Origin of the sequence: Arthrobacter sp. NPDC058192, from assembly GCF_042883665.1 — a bacterium.
Classification (GTDB): domain Bacteria; phylum Actinomycetota; class Actinomycetes; order Actinomycetales; family Micrococcaceae; genus Arthrobacter.
The window spans coordinates 1-25,157 of record NZ_JBHVVJ010000027.1; the positions used below are offsets into that span (position 1 = coordinate 1).

The window sequence follows — 25,157 nt, forward strand, 5'->3', positions numbered from 1 at the left end:
GGCGGGGGGGGGGCCGGGTGGTCTTTTGTTTTTTTTGTTGGGTTCCGCCTTCCCCGGGGGGGGGGTGGGGGGGGGGGGGGGGGGGCCCCGGGGGGGGGGGGGGGGCTGTCGCTCGCCCGCCCCCCCCGCCGGGGTGGTGCGTCGGTGACTTAGCGCGCGACGGCGTCGAGCTTAAGCATCTTGGCGATCACGTAGTCGAGCTCGGAATCGTCGAAGATTTTCTTCCAGTCGTCCTTGATGATGGTGTCCTTGCCGTACTGGATGGCGATTTCGCAGGCCTCGGAGAACGGGTTGGAACCGCGCAGGGCGTTGGTGAGGGCGATCTGGACGTGTCCGAACAGCATGGCCTTGGCGGCTTCCTCGGGGACACCCGCGGTGTGCACGGTCTCGTGCAGGGCTTCCTTGAGGAGGGTGCCGATCATGCAGGCCACAGTCTCCACGAGGGTGGGTTCGAGGATGGCGAGCTGCTTCACGGTGACCCAGTGGACGTCGATCACGGGGGCGTAGATGACCTTGATGGTCGCCTCGGCCGCCGCGCGGGCAGCGTCGGTGGCGTCCTCGTCGATCGCGGCGACGACGTTCTGCGGGGCGCCCGCACCGCCGAAGGTGTCGGCCCATTCTTCCTTGGTGGTGCGCTCCAGGAAGACGGACGGGTGGCAGGGGTGGGCCACGGCCTGGACGACGTCGTCGCGCTTGGCCAGCAGGCCGGCGTAGGCGGCGGCCGGGTCGAGGGTGAGCAGGATGGCGCCGGACTTCATCTGCGGAACCACGCCGTGGGACACGACGCCCAGGACGGTGTCCGGGACGGCGAGGATCACGACATCGGCGTCCTTGATGGCGTCCTCGGTGCTGCTGATTTCGCGGCCTTCGGCGCGGACGCGCTCCTGGCCTGCCGGCGAGTTCTCGCTGTAGAAGACGGTGTGGGCGCTCTTCTGGAGGTTGGCTGAAACACGCAGCCCCATTTTGCCTCCGGCCCCGATGACGGCGACGGTCAATTGTTCTGCTGACATTTCACTTGCTCCTTAGGAAATCGAGGCTCTGCTGGGTCCACTGGTTTTCGCGGCGGATGGTCTCTTCTTCGGAGTCCTGCCACGGCAGCCAGTGCTCGACAATTTGGTTGATGTTTCTCTCTTTGGGCTGAAGCTTTCCGGCCATGTAGTCATAGTCCAGAAGGCCTTCGCCGAGGGGAGCGCCGGAGTATGTAAACCCGACCCACCCCTCCTTGCGGCTGAACGCAAAGTCTTTGATGTGCATGTTGAGGACATAGGGCGCGACCGCGTCAATCACCTCGCGCGGGGACTCCAGCGCCGCCACGGTGTTGGCTGGATCGGAGCAGACGCCCAGGAAGGGGCTGTTCACCCTGCGGATGACCTCCAGGATCCGGGAAGTGGGGACCTGTTCATAGGTCTCCACGGCGATCCTCACCCCGGCGGCCTCGAACTCGGGCAGGACCTCGGTGAAGATCGCCACGGCCTCCTCCGCGGACGGTGTGTGGCCCGGAACGTTGAACATGGTCCGCAGCAGCGGCGCGCCGAGGATGCCGGCAATGCCCAGGAACTTCCGGAGGTGTTCCGGGCGGATGCCCTTGGTGCCCAGTTCCAGCGCGATGCCCAGCGAGTCCGCGGTGGCCTTAATGTCTTTGAGCTCGGCCTCGCTCATGGATTCGAGCGGGGCGTAGTCGCAGATCTGGAACAGGTCGACGCCGAGGTCGGCGGTGCGCTGCAGCGCCTCGTGGAGGCTGAGCGCCTCCGCGACCTTCTCCGAGAGCTGCCAGAAGAAGGCGTAGCTGCTCAATCCAATTCTTGAACCAGATCCGATCCTTGAACGGTTTCCAGATCCCTGGCCGGCGGTGCTCATGCTGCCACCGTTCCGGCCATGAGCCCCAGCCGTTCGGCGGTCTCATCCAGGATGATCTTGAGCGCCTTGGGATCGTGGGCGAAGCGGCCCAGGAAAAGCCCCGCGACGGCGTCGTCAAGCCTGCCGATCAGGCCCGGGCCGGCGCTTCCGCCGTAGATGACCCGGCTGTCTTCCTGGCCGGGCAGGGAGCGCAGGTGGGCGTCCAGTCCGGCGCTGACGGCGCTGATGTACTCCGGCGTGGCAGGTTCCGGTGCCCCGATGGCCCATTGCGGCTCGTAGGCCACAATCGTGCGGGATGCCGGTCCCAGGGACCGCGCCCGGTTGAGGGCTGCATCGATGTCCGCGGCGCACTGCCGGATGGCTTCCTCCACGGAACCCGGCTGCAGCTCCCCCACGCACAGCACCGGGGTGAGCCCGTTGCGGTACGCGGCGGCCGTCTTGAGGCCGATGATTCTGTCGTCCTCGCCGAAGATCCGGCGCCGCTCCGCGTGGCCCACCTCGGTGTAGCGTCCGCCGAGTTCGGCGACGGTCCGGCCGGACACCTCGCCGGTGTAGGCGCCATCGTCTTCCCAGAAGATGTCCTGCGCACCGGTCCCGGCCCCCACGAGGCCGAGGGTCCGGGCCGCCTCGGGCAGCGCCGGCAGTGAGGGCAGGACAAACAGTTCGATGTCTCCGCTCTGCACGGCAGGGTGGGCCAGTGCGACGGCGGCGACGTCGCGGCAGTAGTCCAGCGTCCGCTGGTAGCCGAAGTACATTTTCAGGCTGACGCCGATGATGGCCCTGGGCTGGGTTGTGCCGACGGGGCCGGCGGCGGCGCCGGCGTGCGGGCTAGCAGGAAGTGACACCCTCGTAGTCCTTAATCAGCGTGACTTTCTCGGCCGAGGCGGAGGTTTCGTCGAAGGTGTAGGTGAGCCATTCGCGGGCGAGCCGGCGGGCGAGTTCGAGTCCGACGACGCGCTGGCCGAAGGTGAGGACCTGGGCGTTGTTGGACAGGACGGAGCGTTCCACGGAGAAGGAGTCGTGGGCGGTGACGGCGCGGACTCCGGGGACCTTGTTGGCCGCGATGGCCACGCCCAGGCCGGTGCCGCAGACCAGCAGGGCCCGGTCGGCCTTGCCGGCCGCGATCAGCTCAGCGGCGGCGATGGCCACGGACGGGTACGGAGTGTGGCTGGTGGCATCCACTCCGACGTCGGTGACGGATTCGACCAGTTCGGAAGCCTCCAGGTCAGCCTTGAGGGCTTCCTTGTACTCGAATCCGGCGTCGTCGGCTCCGATAACCAGGCGCAGTTTGGCGCTCATGCGTTCTCCTTAGTGAGGGTGTTGTGAATTGCTCGGATGATCAGTGCCATGGAGACGGCGCCGGCGTCGGGTGTGCCGAGGCTCTTCTCGGCGTGCGGGCGGGCCCGTCCCATCAGGGGCAGCAGGTTCGCGGTGGCTTCCGCGGACTGCTCGGCGATGGCGGCAGCGGCGCCCCAGGCCTGCCGGAGGGAGCCTCCGCCGTGAACCGCGGCGGTGAGGGCGTCGCTGAACGGTGCCAGGACGTCCACCAGGGTCTTGTCGCCCACCTTGGCCTTGCCGAAGTCCATGATCGCGCGCTTCGCCTCGACCACACCGGCGGCGACGGCGGCGGCGTCGGGGGCGCTGGTGTCGCCGACGGCGTCCCCGACGGCCCGCAGCGCCATGCCCCACAGCGCTCCGGAGGTGCCGCCGGCCTTGTCGGCCCAGGCGTCCGCGGCCAGGTGCAGGGTGGTGCCGGCGCCGGCACCGCGGTCGACGGCGTCGGCCGCGGCCACTGCCGCGGCGTGGATGCCGCGTTCCATGCCGATGCCGTGGTCACCGTCGCCGGCGATCGCGTCGATCCGGCCCAGCTCGGCCACGTTCGCGTCCACCACGGACTTCGCCGCGTCCAAGGCGGCCAGGACCCGCACGGCGCCGGCGCGGGATTCTTCCGTCGCATCGGGAATCGCTGCCGTCTCCGTGAGGGCCTCGACCAGCTCGGACGCGTCGAGTGCCTGCGCCGTCACCGCACCGCGGCGGAACGCCGGGGCGTCCGCCGGAGCGGACCACAGCCGCTCGAGTTCGTCATCCAGCCAGAACAGCGTCAGCGACGTGCCCGCCATGTCGAAGCTGGTGACCATCTCGCCGACCTGCGGGTCCACGGCCTCGATCCCGGCCTCCGCGAGCAGTTGCGCCACCCGGCGGTAGACCACGAACAGTTCCTCGTACTTCACACTGCCCAGGCCGTTGAGGATCGGGACCACCCGGGCGCCCCGGGCCTCCAGACCGTCGGGGACCTCCGCCAGGAGGTCCTTGACCAGCAGTTCGGCGAGCTCGTCCGCCGTCGGGATGTCGGTTTCGTTGATGCCGGGTTCGCCGTGGATGCCCATCCCGACGGCCATCCGGCCCTCCGGGACGGTAAACAGCGGGTTCTCGGCGCCGGGCAGGGTGCAGCCGCTGAATGCCACCCCAAAGGAACGGGTCCGGTCGTTCGCGCGCCCGGCAATTTCCATCACGGCGTCCATCGGGTAGCCGGCCTCGGCCGCCGCGGCAGCGACCTTGAACACCGTCAGGTCCCCGGCGATCCCGCGCCGCTTGTGCCGCTCGGCCAGCGGGGCGGAAGAGATGTCGTCCGTGACGGCGATGCTGCGGCAGTCGATGCCCTCGGCGCGAAGCTTTTCCTGGGCCTGGGTGAAGTGCAGGACATCCCCGGCGTAATTGCCGTAGCCCAGCAGCACACCCGCGCCGTTGCTGGCGGTTTTCGCCACGTTGTAGACCTGCTGCGCCGACGGAGACGCGAACAGGTTGCCCATCGCCGCGCCGTGCGCCAGCCCCTGGCCCACCAGGCCGGCGAACGCCGGGTAATGCCCGGAGCCGCCGCCAATCACCAGCGCCACCGTGTCCGGGGTGCTGCGGGTGCTGCGGGCCACGCCGCCGGCAACCCGGCGCACCCAGCGGCCGTGGGAGGCAACAAAGCCCTCGATCATTTCGTCAGCAAAGGCTGAAGGTTCGTTGAACAGGCGGGTCATGCGGTGTCTCCCGGAAAATATAGAGGCTAGCTGGGGGAAGTGTTCTTGGAACGCAAACCGGTGGCGGCGGATATCTGCGGCGGATGGCCGGCGGGTTGGTACGGGGACGTCCCCGGGTGAGGGGGACGCCCCCGGGTCTGTTACGGCTCGGCGTGGTGCCCGGCTCCGGCCGGGTCCAGGGCCTCAGCCGGGACGCCTTCGCTGACCTTGCCGGAGCGGCTGAGGAGCACCATGAGGAGTGCGGAGAGCAGCATGAAGCCGCCGACGACGGCCATGGGGACGACGTAGCTGCCGGTCCAGTCCTTGAGCCAGCCGGTGACGTAGCCGGCGCTGAAGCCGGCAAGGTTGCCCAGGGTGTTGATCAGGGCGATGCCGGCTGCGGCTGCGGCTCCGGTGAGGAACTGGGTGGGAACCGTCCAGAAGTTGGGCAGGGCGGCAAAGATGGCCGAGGCCGTCACGGTGATGATCGCGATGGTCGCGGCCGGCGAGCCGGCGAAGAGGGCCAGCGGGATGCTCAGGCCGCCGATCAGGGCGGGGAGGGCGATGTGCCAGGTCTTCACGCCGCGCTTGGTGGCGTCCTTGGACCAGAAGTACAGGGCAAACGCCGCCGGGATGTACGGGATGGCGGTGATCAGGCCCTTCTGGAAGGTGTCGAACTTGGCGCCGTAGAGGCCTTCGAAGCCGGAGATGATGGTGGGCAGGAAGAAGCCGAGCGCGTAGAGGCCGTAAATGAAGCCGAAGTAGATGAAGGACAGCGTCCAGACCCGGCCGTTGCCGAAGACTTTGCGGACACTGACGTGCTTGTTGGCCGCCGCGGTTTCCTTCTTTTCCTTCTCCAGCGCGCCGGTCAGCCAGGTCTTCTCGTCCGGGTTGAGCCACTTGGCCTTGGCCGGGGAATCGGCGAGGTAGAACCAGGCCACGATGCCGACGATGATGGCCGGGATGGAGACGCCGAGGTACATGACGCGCCAGCCGTCAAGGCCGAAGAGGCCATGCTGCTGGATGAGGAGGGCGGCCAGCGGTGCACCGATCACGGTAGTCAGCGGCTGGGCCAAGTAGAACAGGGCCAGGATCTTTGCGCGGTGGCGGGACGGGACCCAGAGGCTGAGGAAGAGGATGGCACCGGGGAAGAACCCGGCTTCGGCCACACCCAGGGCGAAACGCAGGATGTAGAGCCCCTCGACGCTGCTGACCCAAGTGAACAGCAGGGAGACGAGGCCCCAGCTGACCATGATGCGGGCCAGCCACCGGCGGGCGCCGAACTTGTGCAGGGCCAGGTTGCTGGGGATTTCCAGCAGGATGTAGCCGATGAAGAACACGCCGGAGGCGAAACCGAACTGGGCGGCGGAGAGGCCGAGGTCCTCATTCATGCCGTTGGGGCCGGCGAAGGCGATGGCCGTGCGGTCCAGATAGTTGATGAAGAACATCAGCGCGACAAACGGCACCAGCCGGGCTGACACCTTCTTGATTGCAGATCTTTCGACCACCGATTGTGTGGTGTCCACATTGACTCCTAGATGTTGTTCTCCCGGCGGCTTCCTGCGTTGGATGCCGCGGGACGTGTCCCTGTGCCTAGTTCGGAGAAAGCTGGCGTGCCGGTACTAAGCGTGTGATAAACACCATACGGCGTTCAGGCCAAATTGGTCAACCGGTTGACATCTTTTCGCCGAGGGGTGCTGTTTTGGACGGGCCGCCCGGTCCGGGTTGTTACGCTTTGAGTGTGTCCGTTAATTCCGCCGCTTCCACGGCCAAAATCAGTGCCGCGCTCGGTTCCATGGAGCAAGGATCGGTCGTGTCCGAGGTCGCCGAGCGCCTGCTGGGCTACTTCACGAGCGGGGAAATCGCCGTCGGAACGCGCCTCCCGGCCGAGCGCCAGCTCGCCGCCTCGCTGGGGGTCGGACGCTCCGCGGTCCGTGAAGCCCTCGCGGCGCTGGAGATTCTGGGGATCGTCATTGTCCGGCCTGGCTCCGGGACCTACCTGCGCGACGGCATTTCCGAGCTCCTTCCGCGGACGCTGAGCTGGGGCCTCATGCTGGGCGCCCCCCGCACGCGGGAACTCGTGGAACTGCGCGGCGGCCTCGAGGTCCAGGCCTGCCAGCTGGCGGCCCAGCGCATCACCGACGACGCCCTGGACCGGATGCGCGCCAATCTGGACACCATGGATCACAACCTCGGCGACCTCGCGGTGTTCGTGGAGGCCGACGCCGCCTTCCACCGCGAAATCGCCGCCGCCTCCGGCAACCAGGTCCTGCAGGAACTGCTGCAGAGCATCCGTTCGCTGCTGCGCATCTGGGTTGACCGGGCCCTGACGGATGAAGGGCACGCGGCGTCGGCCCTGGCCGAGCACCGCGAGATCTTCCGCGGCCTGGAATCCCGGGATGAGTCCGCCGTGACGGCCGCCATGCGCTCCCACATGGACACGGCGTCCCGGCGCCTTTTGGCCGGGTTCGACGCCGACCAGGCCGCCGCAGGCTGAACCCGACTGCCGCCCGCGCCCCCACCCGGCGTGTGCCTTAACCAGCGACGACGGCGGGAGATCCCGCCGTCGTCGCTGGTTAAGAACTGTCGAACTGAACGCTACGCGGTGACCGTCACGGCGGGCGCGGCGATATCGGCGAGCTCCACCGGCGCGGGACGCTCCACGGTGCTGCCGATGCGGACCGGCGCGCCGGTGTGCGCCGATTCGAGAACGGACTCCATCACTTCCAGTGCGTGGAATGCCAAGGCGCCTCCAGCCCTGGGCTCTTGGCCGGCAGGAGTCCGGACGAGGTCGGCGATGCCGAAGCCGCGCCCCGAGCCAACGTAGCCGGCGGAGACCGGAAGCGTCTCCCAGTCGTCCGCGCCCAAGGCGAAGACTTGCACGTCGCCGTCGAAGTGGTTGGGATCCGGGACCACCAGGGACCCGTGTTCGCCGTGGATTTCGATGTTGGGGCTCTTCGTCTTCACTGCGTCGAAGCTCATTACCAGCGTGGACAAGGCCCCCGAGGCGTGGACCAGGACGCCGGTGACGTGCGTATCGGTCGCCACCGGGACGGTCTGGCCCTTGCGCGCGCCCGAGCCGATGGTCCGCTGGTCACGGGTGTGGCTGGCAGCGCCGATCACGGAGACCACAGGCCCCAGCAGGGTGACCAAGGCTGAGACGTAGTAGGGCCCCATGTCCAGCAGCGGGCCGCCGCCGGGCTGGTAGTAGAAGTCCGGGTTAGGGTGCCAGCGCTCGTGGCCGGGGGTGACCATGGTGGCGGTCGCGGAGATGGGCGTGCCGATCAGCCCGTCGTCGATCGCCTTCCGGGCGGTCTGGATTCCGGTGCCGAGCACGGTGTCGGGTGCACAGCCAACGGCGACGCCGGCCGCGCCCGCGGCGTCCAGCACCTGCCGGGCCTCCGCCGTCGTGGCCGCGAGGGGCTTCTCCCCGTAGACGGCCTTGCCGGCAGCAATCGCCTGCAGGGCGACCTCGGCGTGTGCCGCGGGGATGGTCAGGTTCAGGACCAGATCGACGTCGTCGGCGGCCAGCAGTTCGTCCACCGTGACGGCGCGGACGCCGTCGTACGAATCCGCTACCGCCTGCGCCCGGGCGGGGTCCAGATCCGCGACGGCGACAAGGTTGATGAGGTCGCTGCCCTGAAGCAGGCGGAAGCTCGCCAGGTACTGGGCGATGATCGCTCCGCAGCCAATGATTCCAACGTTTGTTGGCCGGTCTGTGTCTAACGGCTTGCCCACAGCATGCCCCTTTCGATGATGGTGCGGACGTTGCTGTCCTGAAGAATTTCGACCCGGTGCCCCGGCGTGCAGACGAAGATCCGGCCCTTGCCCCAGCTCCGGGTCCAGATGGCCGGTGAGGTGACTTCCCGGTGCCAGGGGTCCCATTCACGGACTTTCTGGGTGGTGGTGGCCAGCACATCGATGTAGTCGTCGGCAAGAACCCAGTACTGTTCGGTGACGAGATCGAAGTCGCCAAGCCCGGCCGTGATCGGATGCTCAGCGGCGGCCGGGAGCATGTTGACCGTGTACGGGACGTAGTTGTCGGGCTGTCCGCCTGTGCGCTCGTCCGGGTGCTTGCCCGGGTGACAGGCGAACTGGCCGCCGATCAGGTGCAGGTAGTCCGAGGTGTTGCGGTAGGAATCGGCAATGCCGCCGTGCCAGCCGGCGAGGCCGGTGCCGTTTTCGACGGCGGTCCGGAGCCCCTCGAACTCATCCTTCTCGATGCTGGACATCGTCACGCACTGCACGATCAGGTCCACGCCCGCCATGTAGTCGGCGTCGGCATAGATCTTGGGCGATTCCTCTACCCGGACCTCGTAGCCGTGGGCTTTCAGGTACGGAAGGAATTCTTCCGTGGCTTCAACGGGCTGGTGCCCGTCCCAGCCGCCGCGCACCACGAGGGCGGTCTTTAGGTTGTTTGTCATTGGGTCCTCAGGTTCGTCGTGTCTTTGGGGAAAGGCTCAGCGGGGGTTCAGCGCGAGGCGAAGGCCGCGTCAAAGGCGGCCGCGGGTGGCATGATGGCGGCGAGTTCCTTTACCAGCGTGAGTGCCTGGGGCGCGCCGACCAGACGGTCCATGCCGGCGTCTTCCCATTCGATGCTGGTGGGTCCCCGGTACCCGATGGCGTTGAGGGTCCGGAAGATCGGTTCCCAGTTGACGTCCCCATGGCCGGCCGTGACGAAGTCCCATCCGCGGCGCGGGTCGGCCCAGGGCAGGTGGGAGCCGAGCCGGCCGTTGCGGCCGTTGAACTGCCGGACCGATTCCTTCACGTGGACGTGGAAAATCTTGTCGGCGAAGTCCTGAAGGAACATGACAGGATCCAGGTCCTGCCAGATGAAGTGCGACGGGTCGAAGTTCAGGCCGAAGTTCTTGCGGTGGCCGATCGCCTCGAGGGTGCGCTGGGCGGTCCAGTAGTCGTAGGCGATTTCGGACGGGTGGACCTCCAGCGCGAAACGGACGCCTTCCTGGTCAAAAACGTCGAGGATCGGGTTCCAGCGGTCCGCGAAGTCCTGGTACCCGCGTTCGATCATGGCCTCCGTTGCCGGCGGGAACATGGCGACGCATTTCCAGATCGAGGATCCGGTGAAACCGGTGACGGTGTCCACCCCCAGTCTGGCGGCTGCTCGCGCCGTGGTCTTCATCGCTTCGGCGGCGCGGGTGCGGACTCCTTCGGCGTCGCCGTCGCCCCACACCTCGGGGGACAGGATGCCTTCGTGTCGCTCATCGATCGGGTCGTCGCAGACGGCCTGACCGGCCAGGTGGTTGGCAATCGCGTGGACTTTGAGGTTGTGCTTCTCCAGGATGTCCAGCCGGCTTTGGAGATAGGCATCGTCCTCGACGGCCCGCTGCGGGTCCAGATGATCGCCCCAGCACGCGATCTCCAGGCCGTCGAAGCCCCACTCGCCGGCGAGCCGCGCCACCTCTTCGAAGGGCAGGTCGGCCCACTGGCCGGTAAAGAGGGTAATGGGTCGGGTCATGGTGTGTCCTCTCAGACTTTCTGCCAGCGGCTGTCGGCCTCGGCACTGGTTTCGACGGCGGCGAGGACCTTCTGGACCTGCAGGGCGTCGGCGAACGACGGCGTCGGCGGCCGGTTTGCAGCGATCGCGGTGACGAGGTCCACCACCTGGTGGGTGAAGAGGTGCTCGTAGCCCAGGCCGTGTCCGGTGGGCCACCAGTTTCCCGTGTAGGGGTGTCCGGGCTCCGTGACGAGTATCTTGCGGAAGCCGGCGTCGGGGCCGTCGGCGGCGTCGTAGACGGACAGGGCGTTCATGTCCTCGAAGTCGAAGGCCAGAGAGCCTCTGGTGCCGTTGAGTTCGATGCGCATGGCGTTCTTCCGGCCGAGGGCGAACCGGGTTGCTTCGAACACCCCGACCGGCCCTGCCTCGGAAGGGCCGCCGTCGGAAGATCCGTCCCCTGAACCGCCGCTTTCAAAGCGGGCGCTGAAGATGGCGGCGTCGTCCACGGTCACGGGCCCGCGCTCGGCGTCTTCGCCGGTGGCCCCGGTCCCGCCGAGGCCCACGAAGTCCCCGGCCACGGGGCGTTCCTTGACGAAGGTCTCCAGCAGGGCGGAGACGCCGGTGATGTTCCGTCCCGTGATCCACTGGGCGGCGTCGATACTGTGTGCCCCGATGTCGCCGAGCGAGCCGGAACCGGACTTGGACTTGTCCAGCCGCCAGGTCAGGGGCGCATCGGCATCGGAGAGCCAGTCCTGCAGGTACTGGGCCCGCACGTGCCGGATCTGGCCCAGGCGGCCGGCCTCAACCATCCGCTTGGCCAGGGCAAGGGCCGGGGTGCGCCGGTAGCTGAAGCCGCACATCGAGTACACGCCCCGGGGCGCCGCGGCGTCGGCGGCCGCCGCCATCCGTTCTGCTTCCTCGACGGAGTTGGCCAGCGGCTTCTCGCACAGGACATGCTTGCCTGCCTCGAGCGCGGCGATCGCGATCTCGGCATGGGTGTTGCCCGGGGTGCAGATGTCGATCAAGTCGATGTCGTCCCGCTCAATTAGTGCTCGCCAATCTGTCTCCGCGGATTCCCAGCCCATCTTCTGCGCGGCATCGCGCACACTCTGCTGGTTCCGGCCTGCGACCGCGGTCAATATCGGCTGTAGCGGCAGGTCAAAGAACCGCGGGGCAGTCCGCCAGGCGTGGGAATGGGCGGCCCCCATGAAGGCATAGCCCACCATGCCCACACGCAGGCTCGTCGGGTCAGTCATCGGTAAATCCTTTCGAAAATGGGCAGGGCAGGAGGCCAGCGTGCGCTACTTGCTGAAGCCGGCGGTGAGGCCGCTGAGCAGTTGGCGCCGTGCGACGACGTAGACCACCAGCAGTGGCAGCGTGGCGAGCACGACGGCGGCCAGCACGGCCGGAATGTTGACACTGAACTCGCCCTGGAATGTCCACAGCGACAATGGCAGTACCCGGGTGGCCGGGCTCTGCGTCAGGATCAGCGGGAAGAGGAATCCGTTCCATACTCCGAGCGCGTTGTAGATCCCTACGGTCACCACGGCGGGCTTGGTCATGGGCAGCGCCAGGCGCCACATCATGGCCCAGTCGGAGCAGCCGTCGAGCCGCATGGATTCGAAGAGTTCGTTGGGCACGTCCCGCATGAAGTTGGACAGGATCAGCACGGAGATCGGGATGGCAAAGGCGATGGAGGGCAGGATCAGTGCCAGGAGCGTGTCGTACATATGGGCCCGGGTGATCATCCAGTAGATGGGGATGATCGTGGCGTGCAGCGGGATGGCCAGGCCCAGCAGGAACAAACTGTTTGTCCAGTTCAGAAACTTGCTCTTGCCGCGGACGATCGCGTACGCAGCCATGAAGGAAACCAGGAGCGCCGGCACCACGCTGCCCACCGTGACGATGAGGCTGTTGGCAAAGTACCTGGCAAAGTCGTTCTCCACGACCAGCTTGTAGTTGTCCAGGGTGGGCTCGGTGGGCGGCATCATCGGGTTGGATGTGAAGAAGCCGGCCTGGTTCTTCAGGCTCGTCACCACGACGTAATAGACGGGGACGATGATGATGGCCAGCCAGAGCCAGCCGCCGAGTCCACCAAGGAAATTGGGGCGGGACCGCCCCGGTCCCTTGGTCCGGGGACGGGGGCGGAGGGCCGGGCGGGCCGGCGCCGAGGGGGGAACGGGGAGCTGGGTAAGGGAAGCCATCAGGCACCTTCCAATTGACTTGCGTTGCGGTTCTTGCCGCCCAGTCGCTGTAGCAGCAGGGCGAGAGCTAGACCGATCACCACAAGGATGACGCCGAGGGCACTGGCGGCGCCCATGTCATTGGCTTTGAACCCAGTGAGGTACATGTGCAGCGGAAGCAGCCGCGTGGCGTAGCCGGGACCGCCGCCGGTGAGAACGAAGACGAGGTCAAAGTAGGCCAATGAACCGACGACCATGAGCGTGGAGGAAGTGATGATGGTGTACTTCAGCTGAGGCAGCGTGATGCTGAAGAACTGCTGCATCCGTCCGGCACCGTCGATTTGTGCGGCCTCGTAAAGCGATGTGGGGATCTGGCGCACGCCGCCTTGGTAAATAAGGGTGTGGAACGGGACAAACTGCCATGCGATGACGAAGACAACAACGAACAACACCAGGTCCGAATCACCCAGCCAGTCCTGGGTCAGGAACGGCAGGCCCAGGCCCGCGCCCATGCCGAAGTTGGGGTCCAGAAGGGCCTTGAAGGCGATGGCGACGGCGGCCGAGGACAGCAGCAGCGGCACGAAGTAGAGGACGGCCAGGGCGGCGCGGTACTTCTGGCCCGCCGCCGTGAAGACACCCAAGAGCAGGCTGATCGGGGCCTGGATGATGAACGAGAAGAACATGATCTTTGCCGTCACCAGCAGCGCGTTGCCGGTGATGGGATCCGTCAGGACGGTGGTCCAGCTGGACAACCCGTCCAGTTTGATCTCGCCCAGGCCGTCCCAGGAGGTGAAGCTGAGAAATAAGACGCCGAACAGCGGAATGATGGCGAACAGCAGGAAGAAGGCAAGGGCTGGCGCGGCCAGCCACCCCGACGGGCCCGTTTGAAGGGCCCGCCGGGAGGAACCGGATGTGACAGACACTGGATTACTTTCCGATCGTCGCGTTCATCGTGGCGACAAACTGCTCGGGGGTGATTTTCTTCAGGAAGATCTGGTCGAGGTTGGCTAGCATGGCGTCACCCTGGGCGGGGCTCAGAGCCTGGTCCCAGGAAAGGGTGAAGCTCGGAGCGTTCTTGGCCATGCCATAGACGTAGGTCAGGAAGTCCTTGTCCGGGGACGCGGCGAGCTTGCTTTCGATGCCCTTGACCACGGGAACCGCTCCAGAGTCGATGAGCCCCTGGATGTTGCTGTCCGAAAACATGCCGTCCTTCACGAAGGAGAGCGCGGCCTTCTTCTGGCCTTCGGTGGCCTTCGAGGAGATGGACCAGAAGTTGGAGGGGTTGCCCACCACGTTGGCGGGGTCTCCCTTGCCGCCGGAGACCGCGGGGAAGGTGCTGTAGCCCAGCTTGCCGCTCTTGACGAAGTCGGCCGCGTCCTTCTTCATGCTCTGGTAGATCCAGCCGCCCTGGAGGATCATTGCGGCCTTACCCGTGTACATCAGGGCCTGGTCGGCGTTGCTGTCGGCTGCGATGGACGAGAATCCGTTGACAAAGCCGCCGGCGTCCACGAGCTGCTGGATTTTGGTCAGCGCCTCGGTGACGGCCGGGTCAGACCACGCATCCGGCTTGTTGGCGGCGATGTTGGCGAACACGTCCGGGCCGCCGATGCGTTCCACGAGATACTCCAGCCACATGAGATCCGGCCATCTGGACTGGCCGCCAAGTGAGAACGGAGCAATGCCTGCGGCCTTGAACTTCGGCACCAGGGCCATCAGCTCATCCCAGGTCTTGGGAGCCTCGGCGCCCACCTTGGCGAAGACGTCCTTGTTGAAGTACAGCACCACAGGCTGCACGTTGTTGTTCGGCAAGGCGTAGGTCTTGCCGTCGATGACGCCGTTCTTCAGGACCGCCGGAAGGTAGCGGTCCTTGACGGCAGGGTTGTCTTTCAGGAACGAGGACAGGTCATCCACCTGGCCGGCGTCGACGTAGGATTTCAGCACGCCGCCGCCCCAGCCGTAGATGAAGGTCGGACCTTGGCCGGCACCGACGGCGGTGCGCACTTTGGTCTTGTAAGCATCATTCGCGAAGAAATCCAGCTTGATGGACGAATCCGGGTGGGCGGAGTTCCAGTCAGTGACGGACTGCTGCAGAACGGGCTGGTTGCCGCCCGTCAGCCCCCACATGCTGGCCGAGTCTGCACTTGCGCCCGTGCCTGCTGGGCCGCTGGAGCCGCAGGCGGCGAGGCTGATCGAAATTGCGGCGGCGGAGACGGCCACTGCGGCAGAGCGAAACGTACGATTTCTCATCTGGGATTCCATTCGTCCTCCGGGGTCTTCGTTGATGGCCCGGGTTTGGGATTCGGCGGCCCGGCCTCCCTGAAGAAGGCTGCGCTGCCAGCATTGACGGGTGAAGCGGTTTCGAAAAATTTCGTAAAAGTCTGCGACTTGTGAACTAAAGTATCGGTGACCTCCATCACGGTCAAGAGCTTGCGGCGAAAAGTTATGGCTCTTATTGCGGAAATGCTTGACGCCGAGTGCGGCACCCCTGAGACTCGTTGTATCGAAATATTTCGAATCTATAGGAGTCGTTGTGTCAGTAGCCCAGGGTTCCGGCCGGCCAACGCTGGCAGCCGTCGCACGCGAGGCGCGCGTTTCCTCCCCCACGGTCTCGAAGGTAATCAATGGGCGGGAGGATGTTGCCGCGGGAACGCGGGCCAGGGTCCTGGCGGCACTGGAACACTTGGGCTACCAGTCTCCCCAGCAGCGCAAGAACGCTGAGAACCGGCCTGCAATCGTGGAGGTCGTGTTCGACTCGCTGTACTCCGCATACTCCGTCGAAGTCCTCAACGGAGTACTGGAGCAAGCGGCCTCGGCTGACGTCGAGGTCCTGCTAGACGTGACCGGGCACCAAACGGCCATGACACTGAGTCCCGAGCGGCGGGCCCAGCGCATTTTGGACGAAGGTCGGGTCGGCCTGATTGTCGTTACTTCCGGTTTCAGCACGGCCCAGTTGCACGCCTTCCGCCGGCGGCACATTCCTCTTGTAGTGATCGACCCACTCAACCCGCCGCCGTCGGAAGTTGTCAGCGTGGGCGCCACCAACTGGGCCGGAGGCAAGGCGGCTACGGAGCACCTGCTCGAACTCGGGCACCGGCGGATCGCATACTTGGGCGGACCGGAATCGGCAGAGTGCAACCAGGCACGCCTCCACGGGTACATGGCCGCACTTATGGCCGAAGGCGTCGAGGTGCGGCCCGAATATGCCCTGCTGGACAAGTTCCGCCCGGAACACGGCATTCGCGGACTGAATGTCCTCATGGCCCTCCCCGAGCCGCCGACGGCAATTTTCGCGGGGAGCGACAGCATCGGTCTCGGAGTCCTTGCCGAGGCGCGGAGGCAGGGGATGCGGATCCCCGAGGACCTGAGCCTGGTGGGCTTTGACGGCACGTACCAGGCCGAGCAGTCCATACCCGCGCTGACCACGGTGGCGCAGCCGCTGCAGGAGATGGGCCGTGCCGCCCTGCGAACTGTCCTCCGGCAAGCCAACGGCGAGGAGCTCGACTCACAGCGGGTGGAGCTCGCCACCCACCTTGTCGTCCGGGATTCAACCGCTCCTCCAGCCACGGGGACTCCCGAGCCGAAGGAGACGCGGCAATAGACTCCGCACCGGCTGCTTGCGGGCCCGGCAGCTCCCGGCCTGACCCCTTCCGACCCCGCGCGACAGAGCACGGCCGGCAACGGCTCAGCGGCCGGGGTCAATGTGGCCGCACGCCCTCAGGTAGTTCTCGTTGATGTGGGGCTGGAAGTCCGGCGCCGGCGCGGCGTCCACTGCAACGGCCCACTCCGGGCGGTCGCCGACGAGCGCCCAAGCCGCCTGGACCGCCGCGCCCCGGGCCACGTACTCCCCCGGGCTGGGGACCACCACCGGCAGGTCGAAGACCTGGGCCGCGATTGCCTGGACCGCGGGGTTCTGCACGGCCCCGCCGATCAGGAGGAGGCGTGTTGCCGGACCGCCTTGCGCGCGCAGGGCATCCAGGCCGGCGGACAGTCCGCACAGCATGCCTTCGATGGCGGCCCGGGCAAAGTTGCTCCGGGTACTGGAGGCAATGCTGAGTCCCTGGAAGCTCGCTTTGGCGTGGGGGAGGTTGGGCGTGCGCTCACCTTCGAAATACGGCACGAGGACTACACCCCCGGCGCCGGGCTCCGCCTCCAGCGCAAGCCGTGAGAGCTCATCGAAACCCACCCCCAGGATGCCGGCCACGGAGCTGAGCACCCGCGCGGCATTCAGGGTGACGGCGATGGGCAGGTACTCGCCGCTCGCGTCCGCGAACCCTGCCACTGTGCCGCTGGAATCGGCAATGGCCCGGGATGCCACCGAGAACACCGTGCCGCTGGTGCCCAGGGACACCACCACGTCTCCCGGTTCGGCCCCCAGTCCCAGAGCAGCGGCCGCGTTGTCCCCGGCGCCGGCCCCGAGCAGGATCCGGGACCCGGCTCCTGCCGTTCCGGATTCCGCTGCGCCAGCCCCTTCGGCCGGGGAACCAAAGCACGCAGGATGCACTTCCCCGGCGGTGTCACCAGGGCCGAGAACCCGGGGCAGAACCGCGGTTCCTGGGTCCGCGGCCCCGCCGTTCCCGGCGGCCTCCCTGGCGTCCCGGCCGAAGGCCAGCTTGAACAGGTCAAGATCGTAATCACCGGCGGAGGGGCTCCAGTAACCTGTTCCGCTGGCGTCCGAGCGGTCGGTCGTGAGCTGTTCCAAGTCCGGGCCCAGCGGGCTGGAGCCGGCGGGGCCGTAGCCCCGGAGCCGCCAGGTCAGCCAGTCGTGGGGCAGCGCCACGGCCGCCACCCGGTCCGCCAGTTCCGGCTCGTTGTCCCGGACCCAGCGGACCTTGGTGATGGTGAAGGAGGCCACCGGGACCAGCCCGGTCCGCCGGACGAAGTCCTCCGCCCCCACTTCCTTCGTGAGTGCGGCCGCTGCCCCCGCCGAGCGGGTGTCATTCCACAGCAGTGCGGGCCGCACCACGTGTCCGGCGCGGTCCAGGAGCACCATGCCGTGCTGCTGGCCCCCCACCGAAAGCGCACTGACGTCCGCCAGCCCGCCGGCGTCGTCGAACGCGTCAGACAGGGCCTGCCACCAGTGGTCCGGGTGGATTTCGGTGCCGTCCGGGTGGCTGGCCCGGCCCTCGCGGACCAGCGCGCCGCTGTCCGCGTCCAGGACCACCACCTTGCAGCTTTGGGTGGAGGAGTCGACGCCGGCAACGAGTGTCATGGGAGCAGCCGTCACGGTATCAGCGGGCGCCGAGCAGGTGCTCGATGAAGAGCTGCTGCAGCTTTACGAAGCCGAAGCCCTTGCCGCCGAAGTAGGCGTCGGCGTCGAAGTCCTCGTAGGAGGAGCGGTCGGCGCGGAGCTGCTCATAGCCTTCGCCCGGGTTGAGCGTGGGTTCGTTGATCTCCGAAACCCGCGACGCCTCCAGTGCCGCCTGCACCTCGGGGTCGGCGCGGAAAGCCTTGGCGCGTTCCTTGAGCAGCAGGTAGGTCTGCATGTTGGCGGCGGCGGAGTCCCAGACGCCGTCGATGTCCTCGGTGCGGCTGGGCTTGTAGTCGAAGTGGCGCGGGCCGTCGTAGGCGGGGCCGCCGTCGGGGCCGCCGTTTTCGAGCAGGTCCACCAGGGAGAACGCGTTCTGCAGGTCGCCGTGGCCGAACACCAGGTCCTGGTCGAACTTGATGCTGCGCTGGCCGTTGAGGTCGATGTGGAATAGCTTGCCCTGGTAGAGCGCCTGGGCGATCCCGTGGGTGAAGTTCAGCCCGGCCATCTGTTCGTGCCCGGTTTCGGGGTTGATGCCCACCAGTTCGGGGCGTTCCAGCGTTTCGATGAACGCCAGGGCGTGGCCCAGGGTGGGGAGGAGAATGTCGCCGCGGGGTTCGTTGGGCTTGGGCTCGATCGCGAACCGGATGTTGTAGCCCTTGTCCGTGACGTAGTCGCCCAGCAGGTTCACGGCTTCGCGGTATCGTTCGAGGGCGCCGCGGATGTCTTTGGCGGCGTCGTATTCGCTGCCTTCGCGGCCGCCCCACATGACGAAGGTTTCGGCGCCGAGTTCGGCGGCGAGGTCAATGTTGTCCAGCACCTTGCGGAGGGCGAAGCGCCGGACGCCGCGGTCGTTGCTGGTGAAGCCGCCGTCCTTGAACACGGGGTGGCTGAAGAGGTTGGTGGTGACCATCGGGACAACCATGCCGGTGGACTTCAGCGCGCCGGTCAGCCGGTCGATTTCCCGCTGGCGGTCAGCGGCCGAGCAGCCGAAGGGAAAGAGGTCGTTGTCGTGGAACGTGATGCCGTAGGCACCGAGGTCGCTGAGCCTGTTGACGGCCTCGACCGTGTCCAGCGGCGGGCGGGTGGCAGAGCCGAACTGGTCCTGGGCCTCCCAGCCCACGGTCCAGAGGCCGAAGGAAAACTTGTCTTCACGGGTGGGCTGAATCGCCATTGACTTCTCCGAGGGTAGTTGTGTGGGCCGGTGGTTCAGAATGAATTGTTCCAGACACAAACATATTATGAATTTCTGTGGTGTCAACCACATGCTGGAGAGGGCCGGGGCAAAGTCTCCGTCAGCTACGGTGGAATTCCGTGGCGTTTTGCGGGAGCTGCTGTTATGTTGTGGATGACAGCAAATAACGCCGCCGATGAGGCGGCGCGCAGACAAATACACCGGCAACCGTAGAGTCAAAGAGGCCAGAGTGAAGGATTCAACCGTGATTGACCAGCTGGTGACGGAACGCAACTGGGCAGGGAACTACAGCTACCGGGCAGCGAAGATGGCCCATCCGGCCAGCGTCGCCGAGTTGCAGGACGTGGTGGCCGACGCCCGCAAAATCCGCGCACTGGGGTCCCGCCATTCGTTCAACGACATTGCAGACACCGCCGGGACCCTGATCGTGCTGGACAGACTCGACGCCGCCATCAGCATTGACCGGCAGGCCATGACCGTCAGCGTCAGCGGTGGTACGCGCTACGGGACCCTCGCAGCGGAGCTCCAGCGCCACGGCTTCGCCCTCCACAACCTCGCCTCACTGCCGCACATTTCGGTGGCGGGAGCTGTCGCCACTGCCACGCATGGCTCCGGCGACCGCAATGGCAACCTCGCCACGGCCGTGGCGGCGCTTGAGCTGGTCACCGCTGACGGCGCCGTCGTCACCGCCCGCCGCGGCGACCCCGACTTTGACGGCATGGTGGTGGGACTGGGCGCCCTGGGCATCGTCAGCCGCCTGACCCTAGATATTGAGCCCAGCTTTCACGTTGCCCAGAGTGTCTTTGAAGGCCTTGACTGGGAACAGGTCCTGGAGAAGTTCGACGACGTGACCTCCTCGGCGTATAGCGTGAGCCTGTTCACCGACTGGAGCGGGGAGAAGATCGGCCAGGCCTGGCTCAAGAACCGCACGGACGAACCGGCGGTGTCTGCCGGATTGCCGGAATTCTTCTCCGGCCTGCCCGCCACTCGGGCCCGGCACCCGCTTCCCGGAGTGTCCGGGAGCAACTGCACCCAGCAGCTCGGCCTGGCCGGGCCGTGGTCGGACAGGCTTGCCCACTTCCGGATGGAATTCACGCCCAGCAAGGGCGATGAGCTGCAGAGCGAATACCTGGTCCCCCGGGAGCATGCCGTGGAGGCCATCCGCACGCTGCGGAGGCTCTCCGGCATCATCACTCCCCTGCTCCTGATCGGCGAAGTCCGCACCATAGCGGCAGACCAGCTCTGGCTCAGCCCTAACTACGGCCGCGCCGGCATCGGCCTGCACTTCACCTGGCGCCAGGATCAGCCGGCGGTCAAGGCAATACTGCCCCGTCTGGAAGCGGAACTTGCCCCGCTTGGCGCCAGGCCGCATTGGGGCAAACTGTTCCACGCCGGCGCCGCCGACCTCGCCCCGCTGTACCCCCGCTTCGCGGACTTCACTGCGCTGGCTGGCCGGCTGGATCCGGACGGAAAATTCCGCAACGCTTTCCTGGACCGCACCGTGTTCAGCCGCTGATAGTCTCACGATGATGCCCCCACGTACTCATGCTTCCGCGGCGGCGAGCGAGCCGGATCCGTCTCGCCGCAACAATCTTTCGCTGCTGACCTCCCTCGTCCACCACCACGGCGTCCTCAGCCGCGCGCAGCTGACCCGGCACACGGGCCTGAACCGTTCCACCGTCGGGACGTTGATCGGGCAGCTCGTGTCCTTGGGTCTGGTCTATGAAACGGCCCCCGCCGGGGAGGGACAGGTCGGCAGACCGAGTCCTGAGGTCCACCCCAGCCCGTCGGTGGCGGCCTTGGCGGTCAATCCGGAGATCGACGCCGTAACCATCGGCTTGGTCAGCCTCGGCGGGAAAGTGCAAAAGAAAATCCGCTTCGACACTGAAAGGATTCCGAGCGCCCGGGAAGCGGTGAATATCGCATCGGCTGTTATCGCCGGGATGCGCTCCGAGCTGGATGCGTCTTACCGGGTCACCGGCATTGGCATGGCCGTACCCGGCCTGGTCAACCGCGACGACGGCCTCGTACGGCACGCACCGCACCTGGGCTGGCGCAACGAGCCGGTTGCCCGGATGCTGAGCGAGGCCACCGGCTACTCATGCCAGGCTGCCAATGATGCCTCGCTCGGCGCCGAAGCGGAACAGCTTTTCGGCGCCGGCGCCGGGCAGGGGAACCTGCTTTACCTCAACGGCGGAGCCAGCGGCATCGGCGGCGGGATCATCTCCGACGGGCAGCTGCTCAAGGGTGCCTCCGGCTACGCCGGGGAGCTGGGTCACACCTTTGTCCGATCCGGAGGCAAGACCTGCCACTGCGGCGCCACCGGCTGCCTGGAAACCGAAGTCTCCCAGTCCCGCCTCCTCGAACTGGCTGGACTGAGCCGGGCAGACACCGCCGACCTCGAAAAAGCGCTGGCGAACAGCAGCAGTATTGAGGTCGGGGACGAAGTTGCACGCCAGCTTCTGTATCTGGGCATCGCCCTGCGCAATGCCGTGAACATTTTCAACCCCGAGGCAATCGTCCTGGACGGTTTCCTGGGCACGCTATATGCGCTCGCCCCAGCGTCGCTGGACGGAGCTCTCCTGTCCCAAGCGATGGACGGCCCCGCCGGCCAGGTCAAGATTTACCGTGCAGCTCTCGGTTCCGACCTGATGATGATCGGGGCTGCGGAGCTGGCCTTCACCCGATTCCTGGCCGACCCCGCGGGCCTCGGCACAACCACTCGCACCGTGCCCGTTTCCGCGTCGCAGGCAGGCTGAGCGTGCAGCACCAGACCACCAAGCACCAGAACCTGTCACCGATGGGCGAGCACTACGAACTGCAGGCCACGCTGGGAGGCCGCAGCCAGCGAGCCGTGGTGACGGAAACCGCCGCCAGCCTGCGCGCCCTCGAAATCAACGGAGTGGCCCTCCTGCAGGACTATCCCGCCGAGTCCGGACCGCCGTCGTGCGCGGGCTGGGTCCTGGTGCCGTGGCCCAACAGGGTGGCTGGCGGCAAATGGACATACGATGACGAACCGCAGCAGCTGGATATCACGGAACCTGCCAACGGCAACGCCCTGCATGGACTGCTGTCCCACACCTCCTACAGCGTCGCGGACCGGACGCCGGACAGCATCACGCTGGCGGCCGACGTCGCATCAGCACGGGGCTACCCCTTTGAACTTGCGACGGCCGTCCGCTACCAGCTGACGGAGGACGGGGTTCTCGTCACCCACAGCCTGAAGAACACGGGTAACCGACCCGCTCCAGTAGCCGTCGGCGCCCATCCCTTCCTCCGCCTGGGCAACGTGCCGACGGAAGACCTGACGCTCTTCATCAATGCGGACACGCATATCGAAGTCGACGAGCGGCTGAACCCGACGGGTACCACTACAGATGTCCGAGGGACCCGACATGACTTTCGGGCAGGGCAACGTGTTGGCGCCGCCTTCCTCGATGACGCCTGGGGCGATGTCCGCCGGGAGCCGGACGGGGGCTCGCTGCATTATTTGGAAGCCCCGGACGGCAGCCAGGTGCAGCTGTTCATGGACGCGTCCTTCGGCTATGTCCAGGCCTTCACCACACCGATCTTCCCCACAGATGACGGGCCGGTGACAGCGGTGGCGCTGGAACCGATGACGGCGCCCGCCGATGCCTTCAACAGCGGCGAGGGGCTGCGTTGGCTGGCCCCCGGCGAGACGTGGGAACTCAGCTGGGGCGTCCGCCACCGTCTACCCAACTAGCTCGCAGTTAAGGCCGTTCTGAGGGCCGAAAACGACCCCTGCTGCCAGCCAGATGGGCAGGGCGGACGGGAGGTCCGACGTCGGCTCCTTAACTAAGAGCCTGGCTGTGCGTCCTGCCACCGCGCTCCGGCGCGTCTTTCCCGAACCAAGCGCTGATCAGCAGCCACAGGGACCACACGAGAATGAGGACAATCCCCGCCAGCGTAGGAATCGTGTTCGCCGCGGAGAAGCCCTCAGCCCCGACAATCCAGCCCTGGCCAAGATACGCCAGGCCGGACAGGGCCATGAGGTAGCCGATCACCCGCGAGACCCGTCGGGCCGCGACAACCACGGCGCCGGTCAGTATCAGGGCCGCACCCAGCACGAGACTCTGGTAGCTGCGCATCCCCCATTCCAGCCACCGGATACCCTCGGCGGTGGCAAACCGGGCGGCCTTCGCCGGTTCCGCGGCGGCGGCCCATGCGTCCACAGCGTGCTTGAGGGCGACGCCGTCGACGGCCTGGAGCGCGCCGTAGAGTGCCAGCGCGGCGACCGCCGCGGCCGCGCCGAAGCGGGCCGCCCAAGCCCCGGCCCCGTCCGGCGCTTTCAGGACCGCCAGCAGGACCAGCAGCCCGGCGATCAGCAGCGCCATGCCCGCGAACTGGCCCAGATGGACCGCCGTCCAGATGCCGCTGCGGGTATATTCAAGGAACGTCGCCGGGTGGTCGTTCGCGCTGGCCGAATCGGCGTGGAACAGCCCGGCGACCACGGAAACGACGAAGCCGGCAAACGCCAGGGTGGCGGCGAGGCGCAACCCCGACCGGACCGGCGGCCGGCGCCCCGGTTCCGCGGCAGCCGCCTGCCGCGGGCCTTGGCTGTCTGCTGCGGACTTCTTCATGGACATCCCCTGCTTCGTGGAAACGTGCAGGTACGCGAGGAACGCGCCTACGCGCAGGCTACGCCGAAGGAGCCCGCGAAGCCATGCGCACCCAGCCCCACCCCTAGGTGGAGCCGCTCCAGAGCCGCCGCCACCAGGGCCGCTGGGGTTCCGGCTCCGGCGGGGCAGCCTCCACCGTGGCAGCCCGGCGTCCCCGCCAGCGGCCCAGTTCGACGTCGACGTCCCGCGTCTTGGTGGTCACGGGCGGTCCGCCCTGAAGCTGCCGCCGGGCGTCGATGACCCGGGCGTTGAAGTCCTCCACGATTTCACGGACCTGCTTTTCGCTGAACTGGCTATCTAGCCGGGCGTCGAGTTCGGCGTCCTCGGTGCGGAGCAGGATCGCCTTCGGGCCGAGGCCGGAGATGTTTTCCCGCTGGATCAGGCCCTTGACCCACCAGTCCGGGTCATACGCCTCCCCCAGGCCCGGGATGGGCTTGCCGGCGTACTTGAGGTTGTCGAACTTGCCTTGTGCCATGGCGTCTCGGATCAGGTATTCGGCTTTGGCAGCGTCGTCGATCTTGGCGCGCTTTTGCCGCAGCTCATCCTCGGCCGCGTTGAGCGCATCGTTCTCCTGCGTGGTGCTGCCCGAGGCCCGCACGGCACGGAGTTCCGCAGCGCGCTCCACCCTGCGCTGGAACGCGCTGCCGGAACCGCCTGCGCTGCGGGCGTCACCTGCCCCGCTGTTCATCTGACTCCCCCGTCCTCGTCTGCCGGAATTCCGGTTCTGTCTTCCCAGTATGAGCAACGGTTTTTCGCCAGGAAAGTCCCCTTCCGGCCCTTGTGAGACGGCCGATACCTGACGCTAATATCGTCTTTACCTCGCCTTAACCCGCCCATGCGAGACTGGAGCGACGAGACGAGCTTTCACCAGGCCATTCCCTGCACAGCCGACCTCCGAGGAGTCGCAGCCGTGAACAACCCAGAGCACAGTGCAACCGGAAGCCCCCAGCCGTACGGCAGCCATGAAGCGCCACCGGATATCAGCAGCACGCACGTCCGTGAGGATGTGGCCAAGGCGGGCCGTTGCGCCAACGTCCACCTTCCCACCGGCCGGACGTGCACCCTGCCCAAGCGTCACCCGGGCTCGTGCGACTTCGTCGAGCCCGAGGACGCGGAAAGCGTTGCAGTCAAGTAGCTCGCGGAGGTCAGCCCCGGATACTGAGGTAGATGCCCGTGTGGTCCAGGTCCCCGAGTCCCGAGTCCCGCCGAGATCATCGTCTGGAACGCCGTCAGCAGGCTGCCGGCCACGGGCAACGTCAGGCCTGCCTCGGCTGCCACCTCAGAAATGAAGCCAAGATCCTTCAGCTGATTTTGTCGCGGTGCAGCTGACAAATACCCCGAGTGGAACCGGTTCCACTTTAATACCACCCGGTGCTAAGCTGTGTCAACGACTCCGGAAAAGGTCTTCCGCCAGCTTCTGGCGGTTTGCGCGGAGCCGCTGTGTACCACTAGCGCTAGTGATTTCCCTCAAGGAGGAGCGGTGAAGAAGGCCCCAACCATTCGCGATGTCGCGGCGGCTGCGGGAGTCTCGGTCTCTGTGGTCTCCCGGGTCCTGAATCCGGACTCCGGCCCCGTCG

The 25,157-nt window shown here is 66.8% G+C and carries 24 protein-coding genes; 7 read left to right on the plus strand and 17 right to left on the minus strand.

Annotated elements, in window-relative coordinates:
- Positions 1–149: 149 nt before the first annotated feature.
- The 6 genes from ACFVVK_RS19810 to ACFVVK_RS19835 all read right to left on the minus strand — a co-directional run bounded on the left by ACFVVK_RS19810 (position 150) and on the right by ACFVVK_RS19835 (position 6,388).
- On the minus strand, positions 150–1,010 hold the full coding sequence (locus ACFVVK_RS19810; RefSeq protein WP_390270998.1) for a phosphogluconate dehydrogenase C-terminal domain-containing protein: 861 nt from the start codon (positions 1,008–1,010) through the stop codon (positions 150–152).
- A 1-nt stretch (position 1,011) separates the two neighbouring features.
- The gene (locus ACFVVK_RS19815; RefSeq protein ID WP_390271001.1) at positions 1,012–1,857 is read right to left on the minus strand and encodes a sugar phosphate isomerase/epimerase family protein; all 846 of its coding nucleotides are present in this window, start codon (positions 1,855–1,857) and stop codon (positions 1,012–1,014) included.
- Positions 1,854–2,702, minus strand: coding sequence for a triose-phosphate isomerase family protein (locus ACFVVK_RS19820; protein ID WP_390271004.1), 849 nt, complete (start codon positions 2,700–2,702; stop codon positions 1,854–1,856). Before ACFVVK_RS19820 ends, ACFVVK_RS19815 begins: the two co-directional genes overlap by 4 nt.
- The gene (locus ACFVVK_RS19825; RefSeq protein ID WP_028270688.1) at positions 2,686–3,156 is read right to left on the minus strand and encodes a ribose-5-phosphate isomerase; all 471 of its coding nucleotides are present in this window, start codon (positions 3,154–3,156) and stop codon (positions 2,686–2,688) included. Before ACFVVK_RS19825 ends, ACFVVK_RS19820 begins: the two co-directional genes overlap by 17 nt.
- Positions 3,153–4,883: a dihydroxyacetone kinase family protein gene (locus ACFVVK_RS19830; RefSeq protein ID WP_390271007.1), complete on the minus strand. Its 1,731-nt coding sequence runs from the start codon at positions 4,881–4,883 to the stop codon at positions 3,153–3,155. Before ACFVVK_RS19830 ends, ACFVVK_RS19825 begins: the two co-directional genes overlap by 4 nt.
- Positions 4,884–5,023: 140 nt before the next feature.
- Positions 5,024–6,388 carry an MFS transporter gene (locus ACFVVK_RS19835; protein WP_390271010.1) on the minus strand — a complete coding sequence of 455 codons (1,365 nt, stop codon included), beginning with the start codon at positions 6,386–6,388 and terminating at the stop codon, positions 5,024–5,026.
- A 215-nt stretch (positions 6,389–6,603) separates the two neighbouring features.
- Between ACFVVK_RS19835 and ACFVVK_RS19840 the strand changes: the two genes are divergently transcribed.
- A complete protein-coding gene (locus ACFVVK_RS19840) occupies positions 6,604–7,359 on the plus strand; it encodes a FadR/GntR family transcriptional regulator (protein WP_390271013.1) in 756 nt (251 codons plus the stop codon).
- Between the two features lie 101 nt (positions 7,360–7,460).
- On the opposite strand, the gene ACFVVK_RS19845 is transcribed toward ACFVVK_RS19840, so the two are convergent.
- The 7 genes from ACFVVK_RS19845 to ACFVVK_RS19875 are packed head-to-tail and all read right to left on the minus strand — an operon-like array spanning position 7,461 to position 14,747.
- On the minus strand, positions 7,461–8,600 hold the full coding sequence (locus tag ACFVVK_RS19845) for a Gfo/Idh/MocA family protein (protein ID WP_390271016.1): 1,140 nt from the start codon (positions 8,598–8,600) through the stop codon (positions 7,461–7,463).
- Positions 8,585–9,286: a ThuA domain-containing protein gene (locus ACFVVK_RS19850; protein WP_390271019.1), complete on the minus strand. Its 702-nt coding sequence runs from the start codon at positions 9,284–9,286 to the stop codon at positions 8,585–8,587. The genes ACFVVK_RS19845 and ACFVVK_RS19850 overlap by 16 nt, the downstream gene beginning before the upstream one ends.
- A gap of 47 nt (positions 9,287–9,333) precedes the next feature.
- Positions 9,334–10,338, minus strand: a complete 1,005-nt coding sequence (locus ACFVVK_RS19855; RefSeq protein WP_390271022.1) for a sugar phosphate isomerase/epimerase family protein — start codon at positions 10,336–10,338, stop codon at positions 9,334–9,336.
- 11 nt (positions 10,339–10,349) lie between these two features.
- On the minus strand, positions 10,350–11,573 hold the full coding sequence (locus tag ACFVVK_RS19860; protein ID WP_390271025.1) for a Gfo/Idh/MocA family protein: 1,224 nt from the start codon (positions 11,571–11,573) through the stop codon (positions 10,350–10,352).
- A 45-nt stretch (positions 11,574–11,618) separates the two neighbouring features.
- Positions 11,619–12,521: a carbohydrate ABC transporter permease gene (locus ACFVVK_RS19865; protein ID WP_390271028.1), complete on the minus strand. Its 903-nt coding sequence runs from the start codon at positions 12,519–12,521 to the stop codon at positions 11,619–11,621.
- Entirely contained in the window at positions 12,521–13,423 is a 903-nt protein-coding gene (locus tag ACFVVK_RS19870; RefSeq protein WP_390271031.1) for a carbohydrate ABC transporter permease, read from the minus strand. Before ACFVVK_RS19870 ends, ACFVVK_RS19865 begins: the two co-directional genes overlap by 1 nt.
- 4 nt (positions 13,424–13,427) lie before the next feature.
- The gene (locus ACFVVK_RS19875) at positions 13,428–14,747 is read right to left on the minus strand and encodes an extracellular solute-binding protein (RefSeq protein ID WP_390271034.1); all 1,320 of its coding nucleotides are present in this window, start codon (positions 14,745–14,747) and stop codon (positions 13,428–13,430) included.
- Between the two features lie 283 nt (positions 14,748–15,030).
- On the opposite strand from ACFVVK_RS19875, the gene ACFVVK_RS19880 reads away from it, so the two are divergent.
- The gene (locus ACFVVK_RS19880; protein WP_390271037.1) at positions 15,031–16,098 is read left to right on the plus strand and encodes a LacI family DNA-binding transcriptional regulator; all 1,068 of its coding nucleotides are present in this window, start codon (positions 15,031–15,033) and stop codon (positions 16,096–16,098) included.
- A gap of 84 nt (positions 16,099–16,182) precedes the next feature.
- On the opposite strand, the gene ACFVVK_RS19885 is transcribed toward ACFVVK_RS19880, so the two are convergent.
- Both ACFVVK_RS19885 and xylA read right to left on the minus strand, forming a co-directional pair.
- Complete coding sequence (locus ACFVVK_RS19885) at positions 16,183–17,709, minus strand: xylulokinase (protein ID WP_390271039.1); 1,527 nt, start codon at positions 17,707–17,709, stop codon at positions 16,183–16,185.
- A 19-nt stretch (positions 17,710–17,728) separates the two neighbouring features.
- On the minus strand, positions 17,729–18,919 hold the full coding sequence (xylA, locus tag ACFVVK_RS19890; RefSeq protein ID WP_390271042.1) for a xylose isomerase: 1,191 nt from the start codon (positions 18,917–18,919) through the stop codon (positions 17,729–17,731).
- A gap of 328 nt (positions 18,920–19,247) precedes the next feature.
- On the opposite strand from xylA, the gene ACFVVK_RS19895 reads away from it, so the two are divergent.
- From ACFVVK_RS19895 to ACFVVK_RS19905, 3 genes are read left to right on the plus strand one after another with little or no spacing between them, the layout of a single operon-like run.
- The gene (locus tag ACFVVK_RS19895) at positions 19,248–20,456 is read left to right on the plus strand and encodes an FAD-binding protein (RefSeq protein ID WP_390271057.1); all 1,209 of its coding nucleotides are present in this window, start codon (positions 19,248–19,250) and stop codon (positions 20,454–20,456) included.
- A 13-nt stretch (positions 20,457–20,469) separates the two neighbouring features.
- On the plus strand, positions 20,470–21,699 hold the full coding sequence (locus ACFVVK_RS19900) for an ROK family protein (RefSeq protein ID WP_390271045.1): 1,230 nt from the start codon (positions 20,470–20,472) through the stop codon (positions 21,697–21,699).
- A 2-nt stretch (positions 21,700–21,701) separates the two neighbouring features.
- The gene (locus ACFVVK_RS19905; protein WP_390271048.1) at positions 21,702–22,664 is read left to right on the plus strand and encodes an aldose 1-epimerase family protein; all 963 of its coding nucleotides are present in this window, start codon (positions 21,702–21,704) and stop codon (positions 22,662–22,664) included.
- A gap of 88 nt (positions 22,665–22,752) precedes the next feature.
- Here ACFVVK_RS19905 and ACFVVK_RS19910 read toward each other — a convergent pair whose 3' ends face one another.
- Both ACFVVK_RS19910 and ACFVVK_RS19915 read right to left on the minus strand, forming a co-directional pair.
- Positions 22,753–23,541 carry a hypothetical protein gene (locus ACFVVK_RS19910; protein WP_390271050.1) on the minus strand — a complete coding sequence of 263 codons (789 nt, stop codon included), beginning with the start codon at positions 23,539–23,541 and terminating at the stop codon, positions 22,753–22,755.
- Between the two features lie 103 nt (positions 23,542–23,644).
- Positions 23,645–24,268 (minus strand): DUF1992 domain-containing protein, encoded by a 624-nt coding sequence (locus ACFVVK_RS19915; RefSeq protein WP_390271053.1) that lies wholly within the window; start codon positions 24,266–24,268, stop codon positions 23,645–23,647.
- Between the two features lie 222 nt (positions 24,269–24,490).
- On the opposite strand from ACFVVK_RS19915, the gene ACFVVK_RS19920 reads away from it, so the two are divergent.
- On the plus strand, positions 24,491–24,715 hold the full coding sequence (locus ACFVVK_RS19920; protein WP_390271055.1) for a hypothetical protein: 225 nt from the start codon (positions 24,491–24,493) through the stop codon (positions 24,713–24,715).
- Positions 24,716–25,060: 345 nt separating this feature from the next.
- On the plus strand, positions 25,061–25,157 hold a 97-nt coding region (locus tag ACFVVK_RS19925; RefSeq protein ID WP_390271060.1), incomplete at its 3' end, for a LacI family DNA-binding transcriptional regulator.